Annotated in this window: 1 protein-coding gene; it reads left to right on the forward strand. The window is 56.3% G+C overall.

Annotation, left to right across the window (positions count from 1 at the left end):
- The coding region (locus ACTHUR_RS16660; protein WP_440399798.1) for an ATP-binding protein at nucleotides 1-568 on the forward strand (568 nt) is incomplete at both ends.

The raw sequence follows: 568 nt of genomic DNA on the forward strand, positions 1-568 counted from the left end.
GTATTGCGCGAAATCGGCGTGGACACGGGTGGCTCGAACGTGCAATTTGCGCTGAACCCTGAAAACGGCGAGATGATTGTGATTGAGATGAACCCGCGCGTGAGCCGTTCTTCTGCGTTGGCCTCTAAAGCAACCGGCTTCCCGATTGCCAAAGTAGCAGCCAAACTGGCGGTCGGCTTTACGCTGGACGAGTTGCGCAACGACATTACCGGCGGCCGCACGCCTGCATCGTTCGAGCCTTCCATCGACTATGTGGTAACCAAAATCCCGCGTTTCGCATTTGAAAAATTCCCTGCCGCAGACGACCGCTTGACCACGCAGATGAAATCTGTGGGCGAGGTAATGGCGATGGGCCGTACCATTCAAGAAAGCTTCCAAAAAGCCTTGCGCGGTTTGGAAACCGGCTTGTGCGGCTTCAATCCGCGCAGCGAAGACAAAGCGGAAATCCGCCGCGAACTGGCCAACCCGGGCCCTGAGCGTATGCTGTTTGTAGCCGATGCGTTCCGTGCAGGCTTCACGCTGGAAAAAATCCACGAAATCTGCGCCATCGATCCTTGGTTCTTGGCAC

This window comes from Neisseria sp. P0021.S007, assembly GCF_051956855.1.